We start from the raw sequence: 24,477 nt of genomic DNA on the forward strand, positions 1-24,477 counted from the left end.
GCCGGCGTGCGAGCCCCAAGCCCTACGGAGCATCGGGGGATGCACATGAACAGCGTTCCGCAGCACCTGCACAGCGAGGACCGCCAGGAATACGAGCGGATCCTCGATGAGGCGCTGCGCTCCGCCCCTTACCGTCCCGAACTGGCCGGCGCCGGCCGGCGTCTGAACACCGAACAGCTGCGCACCATGGCGCTCAACGCCACCGCACTGATAACGGCGGCCGCGGCGACCGAGTACCAGCACTATGTGAAGGTCCGCGAGGAACTGCGCAACCCTGCGCGGTCCACCCCGGCCACCGTCCACGAGTCCGGCTCCCAGGAGTCGGCCACGGGCGGTGCGATGGGGCTCGCCACCACCCTCGGCGAGGCGGCCGAGACCACGGGCGCCGGCGGCTTCGCCCTCGCCCTGGTCCTGGCACCCGTGCTCGCCGGTACCGCCGCCGCGATCTTCCTCCTCGTCGGCTACGTCCTGAGGATGCTGGACCCGGCTCCGGCGTTCGCCCAGACCATGCTCACAGCGGGCTGGGTCTTCGGCGTCGTGGCCGCGGCCGCCATCCTCATGGCCGGGGCGGGACTGCTGCTCACCGCACTGCGCAACAGCCCCTCACTGGAGGCCGGAGCCTACGGCGAACCCGGTGGGGAGGTGGCCAAGGCCCGGGACGCCTGGCGGGACGTCCTGCTGGAACGCGGCATCCTGCCCTTCCTGCGGGAAGCACTGGCCACCGAGCCCGGCACGGCCGAACTGCGCCGTACGACCCCCTCGGGTCCGGGGAGCCGGATGCCGCGCCTGGGCTACGACCGTCCCGGTTTCAGCACCGACGACGGCACAGCCCCAGCCTCCCGGCCGAGCTTCACCAGCCCGGACTACACCAGCCCGGACTTCGGAGGCCCGGAACACCAGCCGGAATAGCCCGGCTTGCGCCCCCCGGCCGGGGGCGCAGGCCGGATACCCGGTCACGCGCGCGGCGCGGATGTCCTCCCCGGTCGGTGATGCCCGAGGGCACCTACGGGCTGGGGTTGCGCAGGATGCCGCTCTCCTGCGGTGGTTTCATCTCCGCCCATGAGAGCGACGGGGCAGGCGTCAACACCCGCCCCGCGGTGAGCGCGGACGGCGGACGAGCGGTCACCATCTGCCTCATCGCCACCGCACCGCCCGACCTCGCCGCCCCGAACCGCGTGACAGGCGCCGTCGCCGACCATGCCCCGTGCGACAGGCCGCACGGGCCCGTCGGGACCCGGATCGCTCAGAGCAGCCGCAGGTCGGGCAGATAGCTGACCACGACCACGACACTCACCGGCTTTCCCGTGCTCGCACGTCCCAGCCACACGGGATACGTGCCGTCCCCGCCGGTGTAGAAGGACACGAGGTCACTGCCGGTTGCCTCGTCCGTGGTGCGCATGTACCCGTCGCTGACGGTCTCTCCGGCGTTGTCCTCCTGCTCCACGAGGTAGCGCCGGTACTTGTCCGCGAGTTCTTCCCACCCCGAGGCATCGGCGAAGGCTCCCGCAGCGCCGTCCGTGTCGAAGCCGAATATCTCGTCCTCACGCAACAGTCTGACGTCGTCCTCCTCCGCCAACGCCAGCTCCCACGAAGCGGCCGGCTCTTCCCCCAGCAGGAGACGGACGGCGACATCCTCCTTCACAGGGGTGCGCATGTCCTCGTACCTCCTTTCGTAGGCAACCACAGCAGCCTGCAGGAGGTACTCGTCCGGAGGGATCCGCTCGGACAGCTCGCGGCCGGCGCCGTGGCCCCCGGTGAGCGGATCCGCGACGACCAGCCTGCCGCTGGGCAGGCGAAGGGCCGCGATGTCCCGGATCGTGCTGACCGTCATCTCCGGCTCGAAGCTCGTCGCGATACGTGTACCCGGCTCGAACAACTCGTCGAGATGGGCTGGTCGGGCCGGACGCGGAGGCGACCAGGGGGAAGGACGGCCATCGACGACACGGTGTGCGCGCCAGGCGTCGGTCTCGCTCTCGGTAGCGTCCGAGAACTCCGGCTGCCGTCCCGACGGCAACGGCTGCGACAGGAGCAACTGCCTGACCCCGTATACACCGAACGCCTCTCTCGCACGCCATCGCTTCTCTTCGGGAATGTCCGCGAGCATGTGGCGTGACGGTCCTCTGTCCCCTTCCGGCTCGCTCACCCTGCGCCCCTTTCCGTTCGGAAAAAGATCCACATAGGTGCGCCCGGCTTCGGGAGCGAACTCGGCCTGCTCCTCGGTGTCATAGCGCCATCCCCCGAGGTGGCGCAGGAACAGGCGCCCGGGTTCCAGCAGGCGCCAGTCCCCCTCCATGGTCCGCCGATCCTGATCGTCGTAGGCCCATGCGCCCACGTGAGAATCGCCCCAGGCCACCAGGTGCACCTCGACCGGTGAGGCATGGCCCTCCAGCCAGTGCACCATCACATAGGGCTTCCCCGCACGGTCCCGTGTCCCGGCCTCGGAACGCGAGAGCGGGTGGACCACGGTCCGGGAGACAAGGTCCCATCCCTCCGCGAAGGACACGTTCACCGTCTGATCGACATCGCGCATCATGCCTCCCGAACTGCACCGATCATGCTCCCGCTGTTTCGAGGAACCATAGGCGTGGCATGTGACAGCGGCCGAGGGCGGTCGTGGATGAGCGGTGCGACAGGCGGTGCCCGGATCAGCCGACCGCGGGCACCGCCCGGAGGTCAGTCGGCGAGCGGCAGGTACACCCGGTTCCCGCCGGCCGCGAACTCCTTCGACTTCTGGAGCATCCCCTCCGCGACCTCCTCCGGTGACGCCCCCTCGGCCGCCGCACCACCGAACCGCTCTGTGATGCTTTGACTGATCTTCATCGAGCAGAACTTCGGCCCGCACATCGAGCAGAAGTGGGCCGTCTTCGCCGGCTCCGCCGGGAGCGTCTCGTCGTGGAACTCACGGGCGGTGTCCGGGTCCAGGGCGAGGTTGAACTGGTCCTCCCACCGGAACTCGAAGCGGGCATCGGACAGCGCGTCGTCCCATTCCTGCGCGCCGGGGTGCCCCTTGGCGAGGTCGGCCGCGTGGGCGGCGATCTTGTAGGTGATCACGCCGGTCTTGACGTCGTCCCGGTTGGGCAGGCCCAGGTGCTCCTTGGGCGTGACGTAGCACAGCATCGCCGTACCCCACCAGGCGATCATCGCGGCACCGATGCCGGAGGTGATGTGGTCGTACGCCGGCGCGACGTCCGTGGTCAGCGGACCGAGCGTATAGAACGGAGCTTCATCGCAGATCTCCTGCTGAAGGTCGATGTTCTCCTTGATCTTGTGCATCGGGACGTGGCCCGGGCCCTCGATCATCGTCTGTACGTGGAAACGCCTGGCGATGCGGTTGAGTTCCCCGAGCGTGCGCAACTCAGCGAACTGGGCCTCGTCATTGGCGTCCGCGATCGAGCCGGGGCGCAGGCCGTCGCCCAGCGAGTACGTGACGTCGTAGGCGGCGAGGATCTCGCAGAGTTCCTCGAAGTTCTCGTACAGGAACGATTCCTTGTGGTGCGCCAGACACCAGGCCGCCATGATCGAGCCGCCGCGCGAGACGATACCGGTCTTGCGGTTGGCGGTGAGCGGCACGTACGGCAGCCGCACACCCGCGTGGACGGTCATGTAGTCCACACCCTGCTCGGCCTGTTCGATCACCGTGTCCTTGTAGATCTCCCAGGTCAGCTCCTCGGCCCTGCCGTCGGCCTTCTCCAGAGCCTGGTAGAGCGGCACCGTGCCGATGGGGACGGGGGAGTTGCGCAGCACCCACTCGCGGGTGGTGTGGATGTTGCGCCCGGTGGACAGATCCATGACCGTGTCGGCGCCCCAGCGGGTCGCCCAGGTCATCTTCTCCACCTCCTCCTCGATCGAGGAGGTCACCGCCGAGTTGCCGATGTTGGCGTTGACCTTCACCAGGAACCGCTTGCCGATGATCATCGGCTCGATCTCCGGGTGGTTGACGTTGGCCGGCAGCACGGCCCGTCCCGCCGCGATCTCCTCACGGACGACCTCGGGGGAGACGTTCTCGCGGATGGCCACGTACTCCATCTCCGGGGTGACCTCGCCCCGGCGGGCGTACGCCAGTTGCGTGACCGCCTCGCCGTCCCGGCTGCGACGCGGCTGGCGGGGGCGGCCGGGGAAGACCGCGTCCAGGTTGCGCAGCCCGCCCCGCGGCGAGGTGTGCTTGATCCCGTCGTCCTCGGGGCGGACGGGGCGGCCCGCGTACTCCGCGGTGTCCCCCCGGCCGATGATCCAGTTCTCCCGCAGCGGCGACAGGCCCCTGCGGACGTCGGTCTCGACGGCCGGATCGGTGTACGGACCGGAGGTGTCGTAGAGCGTGACCGACTGCCCGTTGGTGAGATGCACCTGACGGACCGGCACCCGAAGGTCGGGGCGCGAGCCCTCGACATACCCCTTGTGCCAGCCGATGGACTTCCCGGCCTCCCTGGACGGTTCACCCGCAATGGGCTGTTCGTCCTGGCTGGAGGCAGGCGTGCGTACGTCCTTGTTGGTCATGAGACCTACTCCCTACGCCGGCATTACCCGGTAACAGGTTCGGCGGTCGACGCAGCGGCTTCCGTCGGGCGGCGTTTCCTGTGGAACATTGCTCGTTCCACGTGAAACATCGCGAATACGGAGGTCAGCGCCCTCTCAGCCCGGTGCTCCGAGCTCCCGCGTGTGCAAAGGTGCCTCCACGCTAGCGTCAATTCGGGCGCGGTGAACAGAGGGCCCCTGCCGTTCTTGCGATGATCTGGCGGTGACCACGACACAGCAGCACCCCTACCCGCCCCCCGACCCGAGGCGCGGCAACGGCGCCGCGCAGGGCGGCGGAACCGGCCACGGGGGCGACGGTGCCGGACACGACCACGGGCAGAGCCACCCGTACGGCCAGGGACACGCCCACGGTCACGAGGACGGCCATGCCCACGGCCACCCGCCCGGTGAGGGACCCGGCCAGGGACCCGGTCAGGGCGGCTCCGGGCCAGGCGGCGGACACGGGCACTCGCACAGCCACAGCCATGGGCCCGCCGCGCCCGTCTCCCAGCATCTGCGCAAGGTCATCGCGGCGATCCTGATCCCCTTCACCGCCGCGGTCGTGGTCGGCCTCGTGGTGCTGTGGCCCGGTGGCGCCCCGTCGCACGAACGCACCGGTGTCGGCTTCGACCGCCAGACACAGCAGGCCACCGTCACCGAGGTCGTCTCGGTCAGCTGCAAGTCGGTCAACGCCTCCGGGGGCGGCTCGACCGGCGACACCTCCGCCGAGGAGGGCAACTCGGGGAAGCAGGAGGAGGACGGCACCTGCAAGAAGGCCACGGTCCGAGTCGACACCGGCAAGGACAAGGGCCGTACGTTCACCGAGATCGTCCAGCCCGACCAGTCACGTCAGCTGGACGAGGGCGAGAGGGTCGTGGTCGCCTACGAGCCCTCGGCGCCCAAGGACCTGCAGTACTCGGTCACCGATGTGAACCGGAAGTTCCCGATGGCGCTGCTGGCCGGGATCTTCGCGCTCGCCGTCGTCGTGGTGGGCCGGCTGCGCGGTGTGATGGCGCTCGTCGCACTAGCCGTCAGCTTCATGGTGCTGACGCTCTTCATCCTGCCGGCCATCCTGCAGGGCTCGAATCCGCTGCTGGTGGCGGTGGTCGGGTCGAGTGCGATCATGCTGATCGCCCTGTACATGTGCCACGGCCTGTCGGCCCGGACCTCGGTGGCGGTGCTCGGCACGCTGATCTCACTGTGTCTGATCGGTGTCCTCGGTTCGGAGTTCATCGACTGGGCCGCGCTCACGGGCAACACCGACGACAACACCGGCCTGATCCACGGCCTGTACCCGTCGATCGACATGAGTGGTCTGCTGCTGGCCGGCGTCATCATCGGTTCCCTCGGTGTCCTGGACGACGTGACGGTGACCCAGACCTCGGCCGTCTGGGAGCTGCACGAGGCCAACCCGACGATGGGCTGGCGCGGGCTGTACCGGGCAGGCATCCGCATCGGCCGCGACCACATCGCCTCGGTCGTCAACACTCTCGTCCTGGCCTACGCGGGCGCCGCGCTGCCGCTGCTGCTGCTCTTCTCCATCGCGCAGAGCAGCGTGGCGACCGTCGCCAACAGTGAGCTGGTCGCCGAGGAGATCGTGCGCACGCTGGTCGGTTCGATCGGCCTGGTCGCCTCGGTGCCCGTCACCACGCTGCTGGCGGCCCTGGTGGTGTCGGCCGACCGGCCGGCCAAGGAGGCGGTCGCGCCGGTGCAGGCTCCGGCGCGCGGCGGGCGCGGGCGGCGCCGGAAGCACTGAGGGCTCCGAGTGGGCCGTGTGCGGTGCAGGGCGGTGCGCACGGACAGCAGCGTTCCGCCGCCCGCCCAAAGAATCGCAGAAGCGTTCCTGCGCATCCTCATGCGGTTCGGCGGAGCGGCTCGCGGCCGGTGCCGTCACGCTTCAGCCCGCGCTCTGCTCCTCTGCCAGGATGCGGTCCAGGGCCTCTTCGAGATGGGCGTCGAAGTCGGCGAGCGCCCCTTCCTGCCCCAACGGCACCAGCTTGTCGGTCCGGTCGAGAAATGCCACCAGTGGCGGTGCCGATGACCGGAACACCGCCTGGTCGCCACCGACCTGAAGCCTGATCAGCACCTCGCCCAGCACCTCGGCGTCGGCGGGGGCGATGTGCACATCACCCTCCCCGCACGGCCGGCCCACTCCGTCGATCAGCAGCTCGCGGCCGAAAGCCCAGGTCACCGGCGCGTCTCCGGGCAGGTGGAAAGTGAGCCGCACGGCATACGGATCACAGGTCTCGTAGCGCAACTCCACGGGGATGCGGAAGGAGAGCTCCTCCGAGACGAGAAAGCTCATCATGACTTCTGCTTGTACGGACTCGCGCATCGCCTACCCCGTCATATGACACCGACTGGCCGGGTTTTATCCCTTTGATGGTGGTCAAATCTTGCTGAACGTACACAGCAGATCACAAGGAGTGATTTTTCAGATACTGATAGCGATCGCCAGGGAGCCCAGGTGCCTCCCCACCTCCGCCTGCAGCTGCCGGGCGGCGGGAAGCAGCCGGTCGGCCTGGTGGAGGGGGAGGGAGATGGCCACCGTGGCCGCAGTGGTGCCGACGGTGATGGGGACCGCCGCGCACACCGTGCCCAGCGCGTACTCCTGGCGCTCCACCAACGGCACCATCCGCCGTGTCCGCTCCAGCCGCCTCAGCAGCGTGTGGCTGTCACGGACCGTGTACGGGGTGAGGGTCCCCAGGGGGTAGCGGTCGAGGTGATCGCGGCGGGCGTTCTCGTCCAGTTGGAAGAGCAGGCACTGGCCGATGGCATGGGCGTGGCCCGTCTCGCGGAAGTCGGCCCACTCCTCGACCGCCGGGGTGCCCGGGGAGTCGGAGACGCACACGACCTCGATCTCGCCGCCCCGGTACATCGCGTAGTACACCGGCGCACCGATCGCGTCCCGCCAGTGGGCGAGGGTGTCGACGACCGCGCTGCGACGTTTCTGCTGCGCCCCGCTGCTGCTCAGCCGCTCGGCGGCCTCACCGAGGAAGAAGAGCCCCTTGTCACGGCGCAGATAGCCCTCATGGACCAGGGTGCGCAGCAGGTGGTAGGCGGTGGGCAGCGCGAGGCCGGTCTCGCGCGCCAGTTGTTTGGCGGGGGCGCCGTGTTCGTGTCCGGCGACACTCTCCAGCAGTCGCATCGCACGCTGCACGGAGCCGATGAGGGTGGCCGAGTGCGACTGCGCGGGGTCGGACGGGGTGGCCGGCCGCTGCACGGGGGGTGTGCTGGACCGGCGTTGAGTGGGGGGTGATGGGTGTTCCGTGGGTGCGGAGGGGGCGTCAAGCGTGGCCAAGGGTCACTCCCGGAGCGCGAGGGGGTCAGCGACTCTAACCGTCCGCCGACGCTCCCGGTCGGCCCCTGCGGGAAACTTCCCTCCCCCGAGGGAACCGGTGATTCCTGTTACCGGTCACCGATTCCCAGGGTCCTCACCAATCGCTCTTCGACGAGGAGTTCGACATGAACTTCCGCACGACGTAGATCAGTCCGCCGACCAGTGCCACGAAGATCAGCAGCTTGAAGAGCAGGTAGGCCAGGAAGCCGACGATGGAGCCGATCAGACCGCCGAACACCACCAGCGCGATGACCGGCACCGCGATCCACTTCACCCACCACGGCAGACCCGTGAAGATCTCTCGCATTGCCCTGCCCTCTGCTTTCCCGTGCGCTTGCGCACGTGCGGTCGGTCTCGTGCGTGCCGCACGATGCGATGTCCTGCACTCGATGCTAGAGCCGCGAGGGGGGCGGGCGGGGGGCTGCGATCCCTTGTCCTCCCCTGACCTCTCCCCTAGGGAACCCTGAGGGAGGGGTCAGGCCTCGGGCGGAGAGAAGACGACCAGAACCCTCAGGTCCTCGCTGATGTGGTGGAACTTGTGGGCCACCCCGGCCGGCACGTACACCACGCTGCCCCGGGCCACCTGCGTGGTCTCCAGGCCGACGGTGATCGCCGCGCGGCCGCTGACGACGAAGTAGACCTCGTCCTGGTTGTGCGGCTTCTGCGGGTCCTGCTCACCCGCGTCCAGCGCGTAGAGGCCGACCGACATGTTCCGCTCCCGCAGAAACTGCAGGTAGGCCCCGTCGTTGGCGGCGCGTTCCGCCTCCAGTTCGTCCAGCCGGAATGCCTTCATCGCCGTCGTTCGCCCTCGCCTCACTGCTTGCATCCGATCTCGTCTGCCACGATCAGACACATGAAGAATTTCGTAGTCAAGACGATCGCCAACGCGGGCGCCCTCGCCGTCGCCGTGTGGCTGCTCGACAAGATCACTCTGACCGGGGACAGCACCACCAAGAAGGTCTGGACGCTGATCCTGGTCGCCCTCGTCTTCGGCCTGGTCAACTTCCTGGTCAAGCCGGTCGTGAAGATCCTCACCTTCCCGCTGTTCATCCTCACGCTCGGCCTGGTCACCCTGGTGGTCAACGCGCTGATGCTGCTGCTGACGTCATGGGTGTGCGACAAGCTCGACCTGAGTTTCCACGTGCAGGGGTTCTGGACGGCCGTCCTCGGCGGCCTGATCATCTCGATCGTGTCCTGGGCCCTGAACATGATCCTTCCCGACACGGACTGAGCCCCCTATGACCTACCGCGTCTGCTTCGTCTGCACCGGCAACATCTGCCGGTCCCCGATGGCCGAATCCGTCTTCCGGGCCCGCATAGCCGAGGCCGGGCTCGCCGACCGCGTCGAGGTCGACAGCGCCGGCACCGGCGGCTGGCACGAGGGCGACGGCGCCGACCCGCGCACGGTCCGCGTCCTCCAGGGGCACGGCTACGACGGCGACCACACCGCGCGTCAGTTCCAGGCGTCCTGGTTCGACCGCCTCGATCTCGTGATCGCTCTCGACGCCGGCCACCTCAAGGCCCTGCGCCGTCTCGCTCCCACCGAGGAGGACGCCCGCAAGGTGCGCCTGCTGCGCTCCTACGACCCCGATGCCGTCGGCGACCTCGACGTACCGGATCCCTACTACGGCGGTATGGACGGCTTCGAGGAGTGTCTTGAGATGGTGGAGGCGGCGGGCGAGGGCCTGCTCGCCGCGGTACGCGACGAAGTGGAGGGAACGCCGGCATGAGCGAAACGAGCTCGCACTCCGACTGTGGTCCCGTGACGGGTGAGGGCACGCGCGCGGTGCGCGCGGGACTGCCCGAGCCGGTCAGGAACGAGCCGACCCTGCCCGGGCCGGTGTTCGCCGCACACTTCCATCTGCCGGGCGAGGTCAGCGGACCGTACGCCTACGGACGGGACGAGAACCCGACCTGGACCCATCTGGAGCGCGCCATCGGCGAGCTGGAGGCGCCCGGCGAGGACGTCGGGACGCTGGTGTTCGCGTCCGGCGTGGCGGCCATCGCGGCCGTGCTCTTCTCGCAGCTGCGCGCGGGCGACGCGGTCGTGCTGCCGTCCGACGGCTACCAGGTGCTGCCCCTGATCCGCGCCCAGCTGGAGGCCTACGGCATCGAGGTACGCACCGCGCCGACCGCCGGCGACGCCCAGCTCGGCGTCCTGGACGGGGCGAAGCTGCTGCTGATCGAGTCGCCGTGCAACCCCGGGCTCGACGTGTGCGACATCCGGCGGCTCACCGAGGCGGCACACGCACGTGGGGCCCTCGTCGCCGTCGACAACACCCTCGCCACCCCGCTCGGCCAGCGGCCGCTGGCACTGGGCGCCGACTTCTCCGTCGCCAGCGGCACCAAGCAGCTCACCGGCCACGGGGACGTCCTGCTCGGGTACGTCACCGGGCGCGACACGGAGGCCATGGCCGCCGTACGCCGTTGGCGCAAGATCATCGGAGCGATCTCCGGGCCCATGGAGGCCTGGCTCGCCCATCGCTCCCTGGCCACCCTCCAGTTGCGGGTGGACCGGCAGAACGCCACCGCCCTGGTGCTCGCGGAGGCGCTCCGCGAACGGCTGGACGTGACCGGGCTGCGCTACCCGGGGCTGCCGGACGACCCTGCGCACAAGATCGCCTCGCAGCAGATGCGGCGCTACGGTTCGGTGATCTCCTTCACGCTGCCGACGCGCGCGCGTGCCGAGCGTTTCCTGGAAGCCCTGCGGCTGGTCGACGACGCGACGAGTTTCGGCGGGGTGCGTTCCACGGCCGAGCGGCGGCGGCGCTGGGGCGGGGACGACGTACCGGAGGGCTTCATCCGGCTCTCGGTCGGTGCCGAGGATCCCGAGGACCTGGTGGCCGATGTGCTCCGTGCCCTCGACGAGTCGGACCGGTGACCGGATTACGGACGCCCGCGCCCTTTCCGACCACGTATGACGGACGGTCCGAGCCTCCCCCCTCGTGGCTCGGACCGTCCCGGTTCCCGCGCGCCAAGAACCGCGCGACCAAGGCTAGTTGACTCTGCGTCAGTGTCCAATCACTGTAGGGACAGAGACCTATCGACTTATTTATAGTTGGGGACCTGCCCCGAGGGCCGGCACGGGGCAGGGCGAACGAAAGGGCGGACGATGGACCTGGCCTTGCTGCGGACCTTCGTGACCGTGCACCGGGCCGGCTCCTTCACCCGCGCCGCCGCCCTGCTCGGACTCTCGCAGCCGGCCGTGACCTCCCAGATCCGCACCCTGGAAAGACAGCTGGGGCGTCCCCTCTTCCTGCGGCAGGCCCGCGGGGTGACCCCGACGTCCATCGGAGACGAGCTCGCCCACAAAGCCGCCCCGCACCTCGACGCGCTGGTCGAGATAGCGGGACGCGGCCTCGACGACGAGTCCTCGGTACGTACCCTGCATCTCGCCGGCCCGCCCGAGTTCACCGCCGAGCGAGCGCTGCCCGCCCTCTCGGAGCTGGCCGGCGACGGCGGCCAGGGATTCGCGCTGCGCGCCTCGTTCGGCAATGCCGAGGAGGCCCTGGAAGGGCTGTCCGCCGGACATCACGACCTCGCCATCAGCACCGCCCGGCCACGTGGCGCCCTGCTCACCGCCACCGCCCTCTGCGACGAGGAGCACGTACTGGTCGCCGCTCCCCGCTGGGCCGAGGAGATCGGCACCGAGACGGTCCGCGACAAGGGAGCACCGGTCCTGGACAGCCTGCCCGTCGTCGAGGTCCACGAGTCGCTGCCCTTCGTCTCGCGCTACTGGGGTTCCGTCTTCGACGCCCGGCCGGCCGCATCCGGCACCGTCGTCGTACCCGATCTGCGTGCGGTCCTCGCCTGCGCGGTCGCAGGTGCCGGCCTCGCCGTGCTGCCCCGCTATCTGTGCGCGGCCGCCCTGGACCGCGGCCAGGTCATGGCGCTGCACGAGCCCGCGATCCCCCCGCTGCGGACCTACTTCCTGGTCGTACGGACGGGCACGCTCGCCATGCCGCATGTGGCGCGGGCACACGAGTGGCTCCACCACGCCGCTGCGGACTGGGGCTGAGCGCATCAGGCGGTATTGACGCGATGCAGCCGTACGGTGGCGCTTCGCGATGTTTCACGTGGAACCAGGTGGGCCACATTTCTCCCATGACCGTCCGACCCGTGGTCAAGCGCACCGCACGTGCCGTTCTCCTGGACGGCGACGACCTGATTCTGATCAAGCGCACCAAGCCAGGTGTCGATCCCTACTGGGTCACTCCCGGTGGCGGGGTCGAGCAGGAGGACACCACTGTCGTCGACGCCCTGCACCGCGAGGTGCACGAGGAGCTCGGCGCCAAGATCACCGACGTGGTGCCCTGCTTCGTGGACACCGTGGAACACATCGGCGACAGCGGCAGCACCACCGGCGTGAAGGTGCAGCACTTCTTCGTCTGCCGGCTGGAGTCGATGGACCCGTCCCTGCGACACGGCCCCGAGATCGATGAGCCCGCCGGCGAGTACGAGATCGTGCGCGTCCCCTTCACCCGCGTCGGGATCGCCTCCGTGCACCTCGTACCGCTCTCGCTGCGGCACTACCTCGACGGCAACATCGAGGGAGTACGGGCCATGCACGCCCCCGACCTCGGGTGACGGATCAGTCGCCGACGACGACCAGTTCCTCGACCGAGTCGTGCCGTATGCGGTGCGCCGGGATGCCGACGTCCCGCAGTGCGTGCACGCCGTTGCGAATCATGCCGGGCGGGCCCGAGAGGTAGGCGTCGTACTCGCTCCATGACCCGTAGGCGCGGATGGCGTCGGGGAGCTGGAGATGCGCCTGCTGATCGACGACCGCGCGGACCGAGAGCCAGGGGTGGCTCTGCTGGAGCCGGAGCAGGGTGTCGATGTCGTACAGGTCGTGGTCGGTGCGGGCGCCGTAGAACACCTCGACCGGGCGGCGAGCGCCGCGTTCGGCGATGTCCTCGACCAGCGCTTTGATGGGGGCGATGCCGGTGCCGCCGCCCAGGCAGAGCAGTCCGTTGTCCTTCGTGTGATCGACGGTCATCGAGCCGACGGGCGGGCCGAGGCGGATGACGTCGCCGGGGCGGGCGCGGTGCACCAGCGCGTTGGAGACCCACCCCGCCGGGACGGCCTTCACGTGGAACGTCAGGAGCCCGTCCGAGCGGGGCGCGGAGGCGAAGGAGTAGTGCCGCCAGACCCGCGGCCACCAAGGCGTCTCCATGCTCGTGTACTGGCCCGCGAGGAAGGGGTACGGCTGGTCCGGGCGGACCGTGAGCACCGCGACGTCCGCGGTCCTGAGGTCGTGGGCGACGACCTGTGCATGCCACCAGGGCGGTGCGCGCAGTTCGTCCGCCGACGCCGTGTCGATCATCACCTGGGACATCGTCGTGTAGGCCCGCACCCAGGCGGCCTCCGTCTCCCGGTCCCAGACGGCCGAGGCGTACCTGCTCAACGCGCCGATGAGGCATTCGCCGACCGCCGGGTAGTGCTCCGGGCGGGTTCCGTACTTGCGGTGGCCGCGGCCCAGGTTCTGCAGGTACTCGACCAGGACGGGGGTGTTGTCGATGTGCTCGGCCGCGGTGAGCAGCGCCTTCAGCAGCCGGTCCCGCTGGGTGTCCATGGCGGCCGGGAACAGTGCGCGCAGTTCGGGATGACGCACGAAGAGCAGGGCGTAGAAGTACGAGGTCACCTTGTCGGCCACCGGACCGACCTCGGCCATGGTGCCGCGGATGCGGACGGCGTCCGGGGAGGCGGCCGTGGCCTGCTCCGCGGGACGCTGCGGCGGGACACGCCGTCCGGCCGCCGGGGGTACCGGCCGTCCCGCCGTGGGTACGAAGGGGCCGGGGGCCGCGTGCTGCCCGGCGGGAGGGGCCTGGGCGGGGTCCTGGAGGCGGGACGCCTCCTCCGCCGGCCGTATTCGCTCCGAGGCCTCTCCGGACGCGGGAGGGTGGCCCTGTGGCGTCTCCCGTCGTCCGCCCGGTGCCACGACCGGATGTTCGGCGGCGGGCTCGACCGAGGTGTTACTGGGGGACGTGAACCAGCTGCTTCCGCCGGCCCCGTCGTTGCCCGCCGACGTGGTGGTCGGAGCATCCATGGTGTGCCTCGCCTCGAACATCTTTCGGTCGGTCTGCGCACTTCACTCGGAAGGTGCTTGTGTTCCCCCGTTGACGGCTGGCTCTTCCCGGTACGGCCTGCGGCCGACACGGCCACATTGAACCCGCGCTTCCTCCGCGTACGGACAAGTAAGGCGAAAGTGCGACATGGACCGCAGTCACTCCCACCGGGACGTCTCGTCCCGGCAGGAACCGGAGTCGACCCTACCGGCCGCCGCCCTGCACACAAGTCCCCCCTGTCTCCCCCACCAATCCGACAACGGGCGAACCACAAGGTCCCTCAATTACCGGGTGTCACGCGCCAATTCATAGGCATCCCACAGATCCCGGCCCGTGTACGAGTACGTCGCGAGACCGGCGAGATGTCCGTCCCGGTGACCGCCGCGGACACCGGGACCACCGCGAACAGTTCCCTGTCCGACATCGAATCCCCGTAGGCGACAAAGTCGACCCGGCCGACCCCGAACTCCGCGCACTGGCGGTCTGCGATGGTCACCTTGGCCGCAGGATCAAGGATGCCCGCCGGGTCCACCGGCTCGACGAACGGCACCGCCGGGAAACGCGATCCGAACGTCGCATGGACACCCCAGCCCCAGTAGCCGTTCCACGAAGAACGAGGGTGAGAGAGACCACCGCGCTATAGTCCCCTGCCACCCTTGGCTCGGCCCAGACATCCCGGATACGGGCCAGCCAAGGCGCTCCGTCGAACGCGACGGTCACCTGCGCGTCGGTCAGCTCCGCCCAGAGGGCGTAGACCCGTGCCGCATACTCCCGAGGCGCTATCCGTCCTGCCGCGATCGCCCGGTCAAGCTCCAGTGTCTCGGCTTCCAGACCGAGTTGACGGGAGATCTCGATGGGGCGGAGGTGCCGTGCAGCCGGGTGCCGTCGAGATCGAAGAGATGCAGTCTGGCCATGGGTCCCGAGGCTGGCGGGAAGGTGACACCCCTCCGGAAGGAGTTCTCGGGTGGCGACTCTGGAGCGATGTTTCACGTGAAACGTCTCCCGTCTGTCCAGAGGCTGTGCGCACGGCTACGGCATGGCCAAAAGCGCGTGCGTCTACCTCGAAACAGGTGGACGCCGTGGGTACCGGTCGGACAGCCTGACCTGCGTGCCCACTCCTGCCGCCTGCTCTCTGCCCATTCGCCGACTGACGCCGCACGATCTCACCGCCTGCGCCGACTTGTCCGAGGACCGGGGGTGGCCGCGCGAGGAACACAAGTGGCGCCTGCTCCTCACGGCCGGCACCGGCTACGGCATCGACGATCCCGGCGGAGGCCTGGTGGCCGCCTGCGTCGTCACGGAATACGGCTCGGGGGAACGCCCTGAACTCGGCGCGATCGGTATGGTCCTGGTCGCCGCTCGACATGCCCGTCAAGGAATCGGGCGCCGCCTGATGCGTCACATCGTCGCGGCGATGGGCACGACTCCTCTGACCCTGTACGCGACTCCGTACGGGCGTCCGCTCTACGAGGAACTGGGGTTCAAGACCACGGGACACTCGGAGATGCTGACCGGGCACTTCACCCCGGGCGGCGCGGAGCTCCAGGTGGCGACTCGGCCGGCCTCGGCCGAGGACCTCGGCCGCATCGTGCGGCTGGACGAGGAGGTGTTCGGCACCGACCGCACGCCTCTCATCGCCCGCCTGCCCGCGTTCTCGGACCAACTGCGTGTGGCCGTGGACGACGGCCAGGTCGTCGGCTTCGCGGCCGCCTGGCCCAACGTGGAGACCCATGTCGTCGGGCCGCTGATCGCACGCGACACGGAGACGGCCAAGTCGCTCATCGCCTCGCTCGCCGCCCACACCGACCGACCGCTCCGCACCGACATCGACGTCCGGCACGAGGAACTGCTGGCATGGTCGAAGGAGCGCGGGCTGGCCTCCGTCGCCGTGAACGCCGTCATGACCTACGGCATCACGGAACTGCCGGGAGACTGGACCCGGCGATTCGCTCCGCTGACCGTGGCGGCGGGCTGAGGCTCCGCCGGTACGGCGAACGCCGGCCCCCTGAGGGAGCCGGCGTTCCGCGCTGATCGATGCGCTCGGACGAGTGCCGCGGTCAGGCGAGGGCGCGTACGGCCTCCGTGGCGATGCCGTGGTCCTGGTCGGGAGCACCGCCGCCGACACCGACGGCTCCGATCAGCCTGCCGTCGCGGTGGACGGGGACACCGCCCGCGATGAAGAGCAGGGGCCGGTCGAGCGCTGTGGGCAGGGTGTGGAAGAGGCCGCCGGGCTGGACGGCGTCGACGAGGTCGGCGGTGGGACTGTCCAGCTGCAACGCCGTGTAGGCCTTGCGGGTGCTGGTCTCGCCAGAGATCAGCACGGCGCGGTCGTCCCGCCGGAAGGCGAGCAGATGACCTCCGGCGTCCAGGACGGTGACGCTGACGGTGACCCCGGCCGCCTCTGCGGCCCGCCGGGCCTCGCCGATCAGGAGTTCGGCGTCCTGGACGGTGAGGGGGGCGACGGTGGTGCTCATGTGGGTGGTTCTCCTTGGACGGTGCTGAAAAACGGATGGCGGGCCGGGAGGCACTCGGTGGCCCAGGGCTCGGCCGCTGCCGGACCCGCCCCTGTGACCTTGCGGTGGGCTCAGTGGTGGACCGGCTCCGGCTGCTCCGCCCGCCCACCGACGGGGGCCACGGCGCTCGGGGCGCTGTCGCGGCGCTCCAGCGCGGCCGACAGGAAGGCGAGGACCAGGGCGGCCGCGGCGAGTGCGGCACCGACCCAGTTGGGGGAGGTGTAGCCGAAGCCCGCGGCGATCACCATGCCGCCGAGCCAGGCGGACAGGGCGTTGCCGAGGTTGAAGGCGCCGATGTTCACCGCCGAGGCCAGGGTGGGGGCACCGTGCGCCTGGTCGAGGACCCGCTTCTGCAGTGGCGGCACGGTCGCGAAGCCCAGGGCACCGATCAGGGCGACGGTCACGGCGGCCGCGATCTTGTTGTGCGCGGTGACCGTGAAAAGGGCGAGGACGACGGCCAGGGCGCCCAGTGACACGTAGAGCATGGGCATCAGGGCACGGTCGGCGAACTTCCCGCCGACCAGGTTGCCGCCGACCATGCCGAGGCCGAACAGGACCAACAGCCAGGTGACGGAGCCATCGGCGAAGCCGGCGACATGGGTCATCATCGGCGCGATGTAGGTGATGGCCGCGAAGACCCCGCCGAAGCCGAGGACCGTCATCGCCATGGCGAGCAGGACCTGGGTGTTCTTGAACGCGGCCAGCTCGTGCCGCAGGTGCACGCCCTCCGGCCTGGGCAGCTCGGGCACCAGCCTGGCGATGCCGGCCAGGCCGATCACGCCCAGGGCGGCGACGATGCCGAAGGTGACGCGCCAGCCGACGTGCTGTCCCACCAGGGTGCCGAGCGGGACACCGACGACGTTGGCGACGGTGAGTCCGGTGAACATCATCGCGATGGCCCCGGCCTTCTTGCTCGGAGCGACCAGTTCGGCCGCCACGACCGACCCGATACCGAAGAAGGCGCCGTGGGCGAGGGAGGCGACGACACGGCCGATCAGCATCACGGCGAAGGTGGGGGCGACGGCGGACAGCAGATTGCCCGCGATGAACAACCCCATCAGCACCATCAGCATCCGCTTGCGCGGGACCTTGGTGCCCAGGACGGTCATCAACGGGGCGCCGATCACCACACCGAGCGCGTAGCCGGTCACCAGCAGGCCGGCGGTGGGGATCGAGACCCCGAAGTCGCTCGCGACCTCGGGCAGCAAACCCATGATCACGAATTCGGTCGTCCCGATTCCGAAGGCCCCGATCGCGAGGGCCAGAAGCGCGAGAGGCATGGGGGTATACCTTCCCAGACGATTGCAGGTGCGCTTAGCGTGCGTCCACATTAATTGCATGCGCGGGCTATATGCAACCGCAGGATATTGCGTACCTGCTCTATCCTGGTTTCAGCCGCTCCGGGACGGAGGAACACGTCAATGACAGCGACAGACCCCGCGCTCACCGCCCTTGCCCAGGGCTGGTGCGCCCTCTCCCTGCTCCACGGGAGGATCGAGGCACACATCGAGCGCGCCCTCCAGGGGAAGCACGACCTCAGCGTGCGCGAATACTCCCTGCTGGACGTCCTCAGCCGGCAGCACGACGACGAAGGGGGCCACCTGCAGATGAAGCAGGTCGCCGACGCGGTCGTCCTGAGCCAGAGCGCCACCACCCGACTGGTGACACGGCTCGAAGACCGGGGCCTCCTGGAGCGCTACCTCTGCCCGACCGACCGGCGCGGCATCTACACCAACGTCACGGAGACGGGGCTGCGGCTGCTCGAAGAGGCTCGCCCCACCAATGACTGCGCCCTGCGTGAAGCGCTCGACGAGGCGGCCAGAAACCCCGAGCTGGCTCCCCTGGTGCGGGTCGTGGAATCGCTGAACGTGCCCGCATAGGCTGGCAGGCATGGGAGATCTTGACATACGCGCCGCGGTCCCCGATGACGTCCCGGCCATCGTCGGCATGCTCGCCGACGACCCGCTGGGCGCCCGGCGGGAATCGCCGGACGACCTGGCCCCCTATCTCCGCGCCCTGGAGCGGCTCAGCGCCGACCCCAACCAGCAGGTGGTGGTCGCCGTACGCGAGGGCCGTGTCGTCGGCACGCTCCAGCTCACGATCATTCCCGGGCTGTCGAGGCGCGGCGCCACCCGGTCGATCATCGAGGCCGTACGCGTCCATGCGGACGAGCGCGGCGGCGGTCTGGGCACCCGGTTCATCGAGTGGGCGATAGAGGAATCCCGCCGTCGGGGCTGCCAGTTGGTGCAGCTGACCTCGGACGCGTCGCGCACCGACGCCCACCGCTTCTACGAGCGGCTCGGTTTCACCGGTTCACACCTCGGTTTCAAGCTTGAGATCTGACGGCCGGGAACCGACGGGCCACGCGTTCCGGGGGTGACGTTTCACGTGAAACGCCACCCCCGCCCCGTCTAGCCGATCCCCCGCCATCCCTCGGGGTCCACCCCGCCGGGCACAGGAGCCGTCTCCTCGTACGGCTGACGCGTGAACACGAACGAGCCCAGGTCCAGGTGGCTCACGGTGCCCTCCGCTCGCCGTACGGGCCGCAGAACCTCTCCGGCGTAGTAGCCCTCAAGGCCAATCCACGTGCCGTCGCCGTTGGCCCGGAAACGCGCGCGGCGGCCCACGCCCGACAGCGGCCCGAGCGAGACCAGCCCGTCGGCCGTCACCCGCAGGGCGAAGGGGTGCGTACCCCAGTACCACTGGCCCGCCAGTTCCAGCACCGACGGCTCGACCTGGGCCAGGGGCCGCCAAGGTTCGGGGATACGCGGTTCGGCCTCCGCGACGATACGGACGAGGTCGGCGCCGACAGCGGACAGCGCCGGCCCCGAGGTGCAGTTGGCGAGCACCACGGCCGCCACGTCGTCGTCCACGCTGATGGTGAGGTTGGCCAGAAAGCCGGGCAGAGACCCGGAGTGCCCGCACAGCAGCCGGCCGTCACGGCGCTGGACCTGGAGACCGAGGCCGTAGGTGGCACCGTCCAGCACATCGGCAGGCTCGGCAGGAGCCGCCGGAATACGCATCTCCCGCACGGACTCCACACTCAGAACACGGTCGTCACCGGCCGCCAGGAACACGGCGAACCGGGCCAGGTCATCGGTGGTCGACCAGAGCTGTCCTGCCGGCGCCATCCGGCCGAGATCTTCCAGCGGCTCCGGGAGCATCGCGTCGGCCCACGGATGCACCGCCCAGCCGCCCGCGTGCGGCGCCTGTGGCGCGGCGCTCGTACGGTCCAGACCCAGCGGTTCGAGCACCTCCCGCCGGAGCACCTCCTCCCAGGAGGCCCCGCGGACTTCCTCGACCAGGGCGCCGAGCAGGGTGTAGCCGGGGTTGGAGTAGTGGTGCCGACGGCCGACCGGGTGCAGGAGAGGCTGCTCACCGAGGACATCACCGAGCTCCGGCCGCAGCGAGCCCGGAGTGCGCTCCCACCAGGGCCCGGGCGACTCGGCCGCCAAACCGGCGGTGTGCGCGAGCAGTTCGACGATCGTCGCCTCCCCCGCGCCGGTGCCCGGCAGGTACTTCTCCAGTGGATCGCCGAGATCGAGCAGCCCTTCGTCGCGCAGCCGGAGCACCAGAACGGCCGTGAACGTCTTGGTGATCGAGCCGATCCGGTACTGCACGTTCCCGTCCGGCTCGTGCCCGGACACCGAGGTCCGCGCCCCGCGCCAGACCGCCCGCCCACCCCGCACGACCGCCGCCACCAGGGACGGCGCCCGCCCCTCGGCCTGGGCCACGGCGATCCGATGCAGCAGCGCCCGCCGGGTGGCGGGCAGCAGCTCTTCCTGAGATGTCGTCATGGGCCCAGTCCACCCGGTGGGCTGAGCTGCGTCGAGTTCATTTCGGTGGGGCTGTAGGTTCCCGACTTCGGTGTCACACGCCAGCGCTGCAGCCTGGGGCTTCGCGCATTCCGCGCATCGTGTCCCGCTGACCGTTCCGCGTTCGCGTGTCCCTTTCCCAGCGCATGGCCGGTGACATCGTCACTCGAGCTTGGAGCCGAGCAGTCCCCGGCCTACACATGGGGTCCGTGTCGTGGCGAGACGGACGACAAGTGCAGTCGCGTCTCCTACACCACCTCAGAGGTGGAATCCCCTGGTAAATGGCGAAGCGTCATCGCTACAGTCGGCCTGTGTGCAGATACGCCTTCGCCCACTACAAGCTGCACTACGCCTGCGTCTCGTGCCGAGTCAGCTTCAAGCGACATCCTCACGATGGTGGAACACTCGTGCCCGCGCTGCTCAGGCCCGTTGCTGTGCGCCGGCCACGACTTCGCGCCACCCCGCCGCAGTAATCGGAAAGCATGGTCGGTCGTCGCGGCAGTTCTCAACGCCGGGCTGCGCTACGACGGCTTCGAACCGTGTGGTTGCGGACGGGATCCGAAATTCCGCCCCCGGACCCGCGCCCAGCTCCGCGCTCGCCGCATCGTCGCTGCCCGGACTGGTACCCCACTCGTGGAGTTGCTCGGCCGGGCCGACCCCCTGGAAACCCTCTGAGCCAGGCAGTGCTGGGGTATCCAGCTTCCGAACGCGCGAGCTACGGGCACCTCAGTCGGTATCGGTCGCAGCCAGCACGAACAGTGGTCGACGGTCTGGAGTGAGCGGGTGGTGCGATGCTGGGTTAGGAGTAGAAACCCCGTCCGTAGTCCTCGGGTGACACCGTGAAGTCGTCCGGGCGATCCCGACGGAGCTCTTCGTAGCGCTCGGCGAAGACGTCCAGCGCCTCGTGGAGCGTGCAGGCGCGTGCCTCACGGATCGCCTTGATAGCGAAGATGATCCGGTGGTTCATGATGTCGCGATCGACACCCTCGGGCAGCTGTTCCATAAGCCCGACAGGGTAACTGCTGGGCCTCGGGGTCAGCGGGCTGCGATCTCCCGTCGAGCGGCATCCCACACCTGCTCGAATTCTTGCGAGGCCAGCTGATCGGCTTCGTATCCCTCCCACTGTGACACTGGGAGTTCCGCGGTGCGTCCGAATTCCCTCTCGTACTCACCCAGACCGCCTGCCTGCTGAGCGCGCTGCCACTCGTCCAAGGAGGCAGCTGCGATCGCGATCAGCTCAGAACCTTGGAGCTCGATCTGTCGGGTCACCCAGCCGTCGGCGTCGACCTCGAAGTAGAACCAGATGGCTTCCTCGTCCCAGTAGCAGCGCATCCACGTCGTCACTGGTCAGCCTGCCTCTGTGACAGGGCAATGCGGCGCCGCGGGACATCGACATCGATGATCTTCACCGTGAGCACGTCGCCGACCTCAATGACGTCCTCCGGCGATTGATCCAGCTCACTGGTGCGCACGAGGCCCTGAAAGCCGTCCTCTCGGTCTTCGATGCGGACGAAGACGCCGAACGGGAGGACTTTGGTGACCGGTCCGGTGACCACCTGTCCGAGCTGTTGCGCGACCTGCGGCCACGGGTCCTCCTGCACTGCTCGCAGCGACAGCGGCACCCGTTCCCAGACCATGTCGACGTCGAGGACTTCGGCTGTGATCTCCTGGCCGACGCTGACGATGTCGGACGGGTGATTGAAGGGACGCCAGGACAGCTCCGGAATGTTGATCATCGCGGTGAAGCCGCCGATGTCCACGAAGGTGACACCGAAGTCGGCAATGGATGTCACCGTGCCGGTGACGACTTGACCGCGCCGCAGGGTCTTCAGGAACGCCCAGTCCCGGTCGCTAGGCGTCGGTTCAGTCTGCCAGCGAGCGCGCAGAACACCGTCACTGTCCGGCAACACAGCGGTGAACAGCGGGAGATCTTCACCGGCATACATGGATACGACACCGGCAGCACGCGCGCTGCCGAGCTGGGAGGCCACTGCCTCGAACTGGGTCTCGTCCACGACCGTGCTCGTCATCTGACCGTCCTCGTTCTCCCAGACGACCTCCACCAGGCCCTCATCGGGTAGAGCGGCCACGGCCGTACCGACGTCGGTGAGCAGGTCCGGCCAGACCGCCAACTGGGATCGTGGGGCCAGCCGGGAGCGCACGGTCTCGATGCTGTCGCGGGTCAGGCGGTGCCACCGGGAGGCGTTGCCGGCAAAGACCTCCTCCAGGAACACGGCACGGTGAGCGCTGACGGTCCAGTGCAGGCGGGCCCAGAAGTCGGCGTCGGCCGGGCGCTGCACGTACTCAGGATCGTCGGGGGCGAAATCGTACGGCGATGCGTCCAGGCGTTCCGGGAACAGGCCGAGCGCACGGGTGCGGGTCAGCGCGCCTTCACAGGGCCGACTGCTGCCGATGTAAAGGTACTGGTCCCAGCCGACGTGCACCGTGAACTCTCCCTCCGTCTCCAAGCGGCACCAGGCACCGCTGTCGCGGAGCATGGCCCGTACAAGTTCCAGGCCGAGGGCAATCGACACCAGTGCACCGTCGTGGAAACCGGCGAGGCCAGCGGAAAAGAGGTCGGCCAGGCCGTAGCCGTCGACCGGTGGCTCCAGACCGAAGTGAGCGAAGCCTCCGAGCTGCGGCTCGCGGACTGCCAACTGGTCGACGCCGGTGTCCTCGGCGAAGGCGGCGACGGCCTGAAGATAGGTGGCTTCGATCGGCCCGTGGTCGCTCGTCGCGGGCTCAGTGCCGGCGTAATGCCCGTGCTGGTCGCGGTCGGCGGGGTTGTACTTCGTCACCTGGTAGACGTAAGGCAGCACGTCACTGCCCGCCGGACATCGACGACGTGGATGCGTACTGGCGGCATTCGAGGGCACGGTAGACAGTGGCACGGCTGGACAAGAAGAACTCAGTGGGGTCGGCGATGGTCACCTCGACATGATCGCCCAGTTGCTCGTGAGTCAGCTCGGACTTCCGGTATCCGGGCGCAGGGCTTCGCGGTGGCTGGCACCTCCGCGAGGGCGGAGCGGAATGCCGAGTTCGTGTGCCCAGCGGTTCATGCTGGCGGTACTTACCCCCATCTCATGTGCGAGCTCGGGAAGCGGCCGTCGGCACGTGACGTACTGATCGAAGAGCCACTCTCGGTCGACAGGGTGGTGGCTGCGGCGTCCTTGCTGCAGAGGGATCCCGTACTCCCGGGCGAGACGGGTGATGGTCTGCCGCGAGACGCCCAGGCCGTCAGCGATGGCCTTCGCGGACTGGCGCTCGTCGAGGTATCGGCGCCGCAGTTCCTCTTCGGGGAGGACGCCACGGATGGCGTGGCTGACTCGTCCCAGGGCACGGGCCTGAGACGGTGTGAGCGGTTGGGCTGGCGCGGGGTGCTCTTCCAGCGCGAGGCGCACGGCCTCGATGCTGACGCCCAGCGCCGCGGCTGCGGCACGAGCCGGGCAGTGGCGTCCTCGGACCAGGCCGTGCAGGCGCTGGATATCGATGCCGCTAGCGTCGTGTCCAGGCTGACAGGGCCTGCAGCGCTGCCATGGTCATGTCGGGCGGACGCTGAGGGTCCACAGCCTCAGCAAATGCTGCAAATCCCTCTCCGGCACCGACCTGCACGCGTCCGCGAACGTCATCCCGTCGCTCACTGCGGCCTCGACCCCGTCCACGATCTCCGGAGTGAACAACCACGCCCTACGATGCCTCGCCAAAATGCGGATGTTCGCCAGCCGCACGGAGTTGGGCTCGCTCCGCACGACGTATTCCCAGCCCCGCGACTCGATGACCTGCCGGCTCCAGGCGAAGGTGAACGCCACTTCCGGCTGCGACAACCGCTTCGCCGGCTTCACGTCCACCACCAGGGGACCCGAGCTGGTCATCAACAGGAAGTCGGGGATGTGCTTGCGCTCGGCACCGTCGATCCGAGCGGTCATCAGGAACGGCTGGGCGATGATCCTGGAAACCGACCGGTCGAAGTCCGCCTCCAGCAGCCAGGCCAGTTCCAGCAAGGACTCGTAGATCACCAGTGCGCCCTCGGTGGCCGACCAGAAGGACCCCGAGAAATGCTTCTGCCCCTTGTACCAACGCAAGGTGCGCCACGGCCCCGCCGCCAGGATCTTCGAGACCCACCGCGTCGAAAGGGCACTCCACCGCGATGTCCCCACCCAGTTCTCTGACGTGGATGTTCGCAGAAATTACATCTATGGACTCCGGCATAAGCGGTCCCACCCCCAACG

The 24,477-nt window shown here is 69.1% G+C and carries 24 protein-coding genes, 1 pseudogene and 1 riboswitch; of the genes and pseudogenes, 10 read left to right on the forward strand and 15 right to left on the reverse strand.

Going from position 1 to position 24,477, the window contains the following annotated elements; all coding sequences use genetic code 11:
* The first annotated feature begins 39 nt into the window (after positions 1 to 39).
* Entirely contained in the window at positions 40 to 909 is an 870-nt protein-coding gene (locus ACFXI4_RS16350) for a hypothetical protein (RefSeq protein WP_384991010.1), read from the forward strand.
* Positions 910 to 1,243: 334 nt separating this feature from the next.
* Here ACFXI4_RS16350 and ACFXI4_RS16355 read toward each other — a convergent pair whose 3' ends face one another.
* Together ACFXI4_RS16355 and thiC are read right to left on the reverse strand one after the other, a co-directional pair.
* Complete coding sequence (locus ACFXI4_RS16355) at positions 1,244 to 2,401, reverse strand: DUF4241 domain-containing protein (RefSeq protein WP_384991012.1); 1,158 nt, start codon at positions 2,399 to 2,401, stop codon at positions 1,244 to 1,246.
* Between the two features lie 272 nt (positions 2,402 to 2,673).
* Positions 2,674 to 4,494 (reverse strand): phosphomethylpyrimidine synthase ThiC, encoded by a 1,821-nt coding sequence (gene thiC, locus ACFXI4_RS16360; protein WP_384991015.1) that lies wholly within the window; start codon positions 4,492 to 4,494, stop codon positions 2,674 to 2,676.
* A riboswitch (TPP riboswitch) is annotated at positions 4,487 to 4,664 on the reverse strand. (Overlaps the previous gene by 8 nt.)
* A 71-nt stretch (positions 4,665 to 4,735) precedes the next feature.
* Here thiC and ACFXI4_RS16365 point away from each other — a divergent pair.
* Positions 4,736 to 6,268, forward strand: coding sequence for a YibE/F family protein (locus ACFXI4_RS16365; protein ID WP_384991018.1), 1,533 nt, complete (start codon positions 4,736 to 4,738; stop codon positions 6,266 to 6,268).
* Positions 6,269 to 6,409: 141 nt separating this feature from the next.
* Here ACFXI4_RS16365 and ACFXI4_RS16370 read toward each other — a convergent pair whose 3' ends face one another.
* From ACFXI4_RS16370 to ACFXI4_RS16385, 4 genes are all read right to left on the reverse strand, one after another.
* Positions 6,410 to 6,847, reverse strand: a complete 438-nt coding sequence (locus ACFXI4_RS16370; RefSeq protein ID WP_362717576.1) for an SsgA family sporulation/cell division regulator — start codon at positions 6,845 to 6,847, stop codon at positions 6,410 to 6,412.
* Between the two features lie 99 nt (positions 6,848 to 6,946).
* Positions 6,947 to 7,735, reverse strand: coding sequence for an IclR family transcriptional regulator C-terminal domain-containing protein (locus tag ACFXI4_RS16375; protein ID WP_362717574.1), 789 nt, complete (start codon positions 7,733 to 7,735; stop codon positions 6,947 to 6,949).
* A gap of 211 nt (positions 7,736 to 7,946) precedes the next feature.
* Entirely contained in the window at positions 7,947 to 8,159 is a 213-nt protein-coding gene (locus ACFXI4_RS16380) for a DUF5326 family protein (protein WP_351748160.1), read from the reverse strand.
* A 168-nt stretch (positions 8,160 to 8,327) separates the two neighbouring features.
* Positions 8,328 to 8,645, reverse strand: coding sequence for a cupin domain-containing protein (locus ACFXI4_RS16385; RefSeq protein WP_362559480.1), 318 nt, complete (start codon positions 8,643 to 8,645; stop codon positions 8,328 to 8,330).
* Between the two features lie 60 nt (positions 8,646 to 8,705).
* On the opposite strand from ACFXI4_RS16385, the gene ACFXI4_RS16390 reads away from it, so the two are divergent.
* The 5 genes from ACFXI4_RS16390 to ACFXI4_RS16410 all read left to right on the forward strand — a co-directional run bounded on the left by ACFXI4_RS16390 (position 8,706) and on the right by ACFXI4_RS16410 (position 12,439).
* Positions 8,706 to 9,083: a phage holin family protein gene (locus ACFXI4_RS16390; protein WP_362717568.1), complete on the forward strand. Its 378-nt coding sequence runs from the start codon at positions 8,706 to 8,708 to the stop codon at positions 9,081 to 9,083.
* A gap of 7 nt (positions 9,084 to 9,090) precedes the next feature.
* Entirely contained in the window at positions 9,091 to 9,582 is a 492-nt protein-coding gene (locus ACFXI4_RS16395) for a low molecular weight protein-tyrosine-phosphatase (RefSeq protein ID WP_384991023.1), read from the forward strand.
* Positions 9,579 to 10,733 carry a cystathionine gamma-lyase gene (locus tag ACFXI4_RS16400; protein WP_384991026.1) on the forward strand — a complete coding sequence of 385 codons (1,155 nt, stop codon included), beginning with the start codon at positions 9,579 to 9,581 and terminating at the stop codon, positions 10,731 to 10,733. The genes ACFXI4_RS16395 and ACFXI4_RS16400 overlap by 4 nt, the downstream gene beginning before the upstream one ends.
* Positions 10,734 to 10,964: 231 nt before the next feature.
* On the forward strand, positions 10,965 to 11,870 hold the full coding sequence (locus ACFXI4_RS16405) for a LysR family transcriptional regulator (protein ID WP_384991028.1): 906 nt from the start codon (positions 10,965 to 10,967) through the stop codon (positions 11,868 to 11,870).
* Between the two features lie 86 nt (positions 11,871 to 11,956).
* Positions 11,957 to 12,439 carry an NUDIX domain-containing protein gene (locus ACFXI4_RS16410; protein ID WP_384991030.1) on the forward strand — a complete coding sequence of 161 codons (483 nt, stop codon included), beginning with the start codon at positions 11,957 to 11,959 and terminating at the stop codon, positions 12,437 to 12,439.
* A 4-nt stretch (positions 12,440 to 12,443) separates the two neighbouring features.
* Here ACFXI4_RS16410 and ACFXI4_RS16415 read toward each other — a convergent pair whose 3' ends face one another.
* On the reverse strand, positions 12,444 to 13,922 hold the full coding sequence (locus ACFXI4_RS16415) for a globin domain-containing protein (RefSeq protein ID WP_384991033.1): 1,479 nt from the start codon (positions 13,920 to 13,922) through the stop codon (positions 12,444 to 12,446).
* A 282-nt stretch (positions 13,923 to 14,204) separates the two neighbouring features.
* A pseudogene (locus ACFXI4_RS16420) lies at positions 14,205 to 14,834 on the reverse strand (haloacid dehalogenase-like hydrolase).
* Between the two features lie 194 nt (positions 14,835 to 15,028).
* Here ACFXI4_RS16420 and ACFXI4_RS16425 point away from each other — a divergent pair.
* Entirely contained in the window at positions 15,029 to 15,895 is an 867-nt protein-coding gene (locus ACFXI4_RS16425) for a GNAT family N-acetyltransferase (protein WP_384991035.1), read from the forward strand.
* A gap of 82 nt (positions 15,896 to 15,977) precedes the next feature.
* On the opposite strand, the gene ACFXI4_RS16430 is transcribed toward ACFXI4_RS16425, so the two are convergent.
* Together ACFXI4_RS16430 and ACFXI4_RS16435 are read right to left on the reverse strand one after the other, a co-directional pair.
* Complete coding sequence (locus ACFXI4_RS16430; protein WP_362726833.1) at positions 15,978 to 16,394, reverse strand: heme-binding protein; 417 nt, start codon at positions 16,392 to 16,394, stop codon at positions 15,978 to 15,980.
* Between the two features lie 110 nt (positions 16,395 to 16,504).
* Complete coding sequence (locus tag ACFXI4_RS16435) at positions 16,505 to 17,713, reverse strand: MFS transporter (RefSeq protein WP_384991038.1); 1,209 nt, start codon at positions 17,711 to 17,713, stop codon at positions 16,505 to 16,507.
* 141 nt (positions 17,714 to 17,854) lie between these two features.
* Between ACFXI4_RS16435 and ACFXI4_RS16440 the strand changes: the two genes are divergently transcribed.
* Positions 17,855 to 18,313 carry a MarR family winged helix-turn-helix transcriptional regulator gene (locus tag ACFXI4_RS16440; RefSeq protein ID WP_384991040.1) on the forward strand — a complete coding sequence of 153 codons (459 nt, stop codon included), beginning with the start codon at positions 17,855 to 17,857 and terminating at the stop codon, positions 18,311 to 18,313.
* 10 nt (positions 18,314 to 18,323) lie between these two features.
* Positions 18,324 to 18,776, forward strand: coding sequence for a GNAT family N-acetyltransferase (locus ACFXI4_RS16445; RefSeq protein WP_384991043.1), 453 nt, complete (start codon positions 18,324 to 18,326; stop codon positions 18,774 to 18,776).
* Positions 18,777 to 18,844: 68 nt separating this feature from the next.
* On the opposite strand, the gene ACFXI4_RS16450 is transcribed toward ACFXI4_RS16445, so the two are convergent.
* The 5 genes from ACFXI4_RS16450 to ACFXI4_RS16470 form a co-directional block, all read right to left on the reverse strand.
* Positions 18,845 to 20,230 (reverse strand): serine hydrolase domain-containing protein, encoded by a 1,386-nt coding sequence (locus ACFXI4_RS16450; protein ID WP_384991046.1) that lies wholly within the window; start codon positions 20,228 to 20,230, stop codon positions 18,845 to 18,847.
* A gap of 817 nt (positions 20,231 to 21,047) precedes the next feature.
* Entirely contained in the window at positions 21,048 to 21,251 is a 204-nt protein-coding gene (locus tag ACFXI4_RS16455; protein WP_384991048.1) for a hypothetical protein, read from the reverse strand.
* Between the two features lie 32 nt (positions 21,252 to 21,283).
* Complete coding sequence (locus tag ACFXI4_RS16460) at positions 21,284 to 21,592, reverse strand: hypothetical protein (RefSeq protein WP_384991050.1); 309 nt, start codon at positions 21,590 to 21,592, stop codon at positions 21,284 to 21,286.
* Positions 21,589 to 23,046 carry a S1 RNA-binding domain-containing protein gene (locus tag ACFXI4_RS16465; RefSeq protein ID WP_384991053.1) on the reverse strand — a complete coding sequence of 486 codons (1,458 nt, stop codon included), beginning with the start codon at positions 23,044 to 23,046 and terminating at the stop codon, positions 21,589 to 21,591. The genes ACFXI4_RS16460 and ACFXI4_RS16465 overlap by 4 nt, the downstream gene beginning before the upstream one ends.
* A 741-nt stretch (positions 23,047 to 23,787) precedes the next feature.
* A complete protein-coding gene (locus tag ACFXI4_RS16470; protein WP_384991056.1) occupies positions 23,788 to 24,405 on the reverse strand; it encodes a TnsA-like heteromeric transposase endonuclease subunit in 618 nt (205 codons plus the stop codon).
* Positions 24,406 to 24,477 lie beyond the last annotated feature (72 nt).

It is taken from the genome of Streptomyces sp. NPDC059224 (assembly GCF_042754285.1).
Taxonomy (GTDB): Bacteria; Actinomycetota; Actinomycetes; order Streptomycetales; family Streptomycetaceae; genus Streptomyces.

What these genes read in the sequence shown, in the direction of transcription:
- ACFXI4_RS16350 (WP_384991010.1), top strand. Translation starts at nt 40, where the DNA reads ATGCACATGAACAGCGTTCCGCAGCACCTGCACAGCGAGGACCGCCAG.
- ACFXI4_RS16355 (WP_384991012.1), bottom strand. Translation starts at nt 2,401, where the DNA reads ATGGTGCACTGGCTGGAGGGCCATGCCTCACCGGTCGAGGTGCACCTG.
- thiC (WP_384991015.1), bottom strand. Translation starts at nt 4,494, where the DNA reads ATGACCAACAAGGACGTACGCACGCCTGCCTCCAGCCAGGACGAACAG.
- ACFXI4_RS16370 (WP_362717576.1), bottom strand. Translation starts at nt 6,847, where the DNA reads ATGCGCGAGTCCGTACAAGCAGAAGTCATGATGAGCTTTCTCGTCTCG.
- ACFXI4_RS16380 (WP_351748160.1), bottom strand. Translation starts at nt 8,159, where the DNA reads ATGCGAGAGATCTTCACGGGTCTGCCGTGGTGGGTGAAGTGGATCGCG.
- ACFXI4_RS16385 (WP_362559480.1), bottom strand. Translation starts at nt 8,645, where the DNA reads ATGAAGGCATTCCGGCTGGACGAACTGGAGGCGGAACGCGCCGCCAAC.
- ACFXI4_RS16390 (WP_362717568.1), top strand. Translation starts at nt 8,706, where the DNA reads ATGAAGAATTTCGTAGTCAAGACGATCGCCAACGCGGGCGCCCTCGCC.
- ACFXI4_RS16395 (WP_384991023.1), top strand. Translation starts at nt 9,091, where the DNA reads ATGACCTACCGCGTCTGCTTCGTCTGCACCGGCAACATCTGCCGGTCC.
- ACFXI4_RS16400 (WP_384991026.1), top strand. Translation starts at nt 9,579, where the DNA reads ATGAGCGAAACGAGCTCGCACTCCGACTGTGGTCCCGTGACGGGTGAG.
- ACFXI4_RS16405 (WP_384991028.1), top strand. Translation starts at nt 10,965, where the DNA reads ATGGACCTGGCCTTGCTGCGGACCTTCGTGACCGTGCACCGGGCCGGC.
- ACFXI4_RS16410 (WP_384991030.1), top strand. Translation starts at nt 11,957, where the DNA reads ATGACCGTCCGACCCGTGGTCAAGCGCACCGCACGTGCCGTTCTCCTG.
- ACFXI4_RS16415 (WP_384991033.1), bottom strand. Translation starts at nt 13,922, where the DNA reads ATGTTCGAGGCGAGGCACACCATGGATGCTCCGACCACCACGTCGGCG.
- ACFXI4_RS16430 (WP_362726833.1), bottom strand. Translation starts at nt 16,394, where the DNA reads ATGAGCACCACCGTCGCCCCCCTCACCGTCCAGGACGCCGAACTCCTG.
- ACFXI4_RS16435 (WP_384991038.1), bottom strand. Translation starts at nt 17,713, where the DNA reads ATGCCTCTCGCGCTTCTGGCCCTCGCGATCGGGGCCTTCGGAATCGGG.
- ACFXI4_RS16440 (WP_384991040.1), top strand. Translation starts at nt 17,855, where the DNA reads ATGACAGCGACAGACCCCGCGCTCACCGCCCTTGCCCAGGGCTGGTGC.
- ACFXI4_RS16445 (WP_384991043.1), top strand. Translation starts at nt 18,324, where the DNA reads ATGGGAGATCTTGACATACGCGCCGCGGTCCCCGATGACGTCCCGGCC.
- ACFXI4_RS16450 (WP_384991046.1), bottom strand. Translation starts at nt 20,230, where the DNA reads ATGACGACATCTCAGGAAGAGCTGCTGCCCGCCACCCGGCGGGCGCTG.
- ACFXI4_RS16455 (WP_384991048.1), bottom strand. Translation starts at nt 21,251, where the DNA reads ATGGAACAGCTGCCCGAGGGTGTCGATCGCGACATCATGAACCACCGG.